We start from the raw sequence: 308 nt of genomic DNA on the forward strand, positions 1-308 counted from the left end.
TAAAAAGGTTTGATAGATTAGAAGCTATCAACTTCGATAATTTTTAAAAGTTATCAACTTTATATATTACAAATTAGATGTCATATCACTAAATATATATATGCAGTTTTCAAAGTGCTAACGCACATAGCTTGTATAAAGATAAGCTAAAAGTGCATGTAAGAGGCTACTAGATAAATCAAAGATTTAAGTAATATACTCTTAATGGTGGAGATGAGGAGAGTCGAACTCCTGACCCCTTGCTTGCAAGGCAAGTGCTCTCCCAACTGAGCTACACCCCCAAATATGAAGTTCATAAAGAACTTTCA

At 33.1% G+C, this 308-nt stretch carries 1 tRNA gene; it reads right to left on the reverse strand.

What is annotated here, in order from left to right:
* Window positions 1-205 precede the first annotated feature (205 nt).
* Window positions 206-281, reverse strand: a tRNA-Ala gene (locus tag IC219_RS21500).
* Window positions 282-308 lie beyond the last annotated feature (27 nt).

Origin of the sequence: Clostridioides sp. ES-W-0018-02, assembly GCF_020658175.1 — a bacterium.
Classification (GTDB): Bacteria; Bacillota; Clostridia; order Peptostreptococcales; family Peptostreptococcaceae; genus Clostridioides.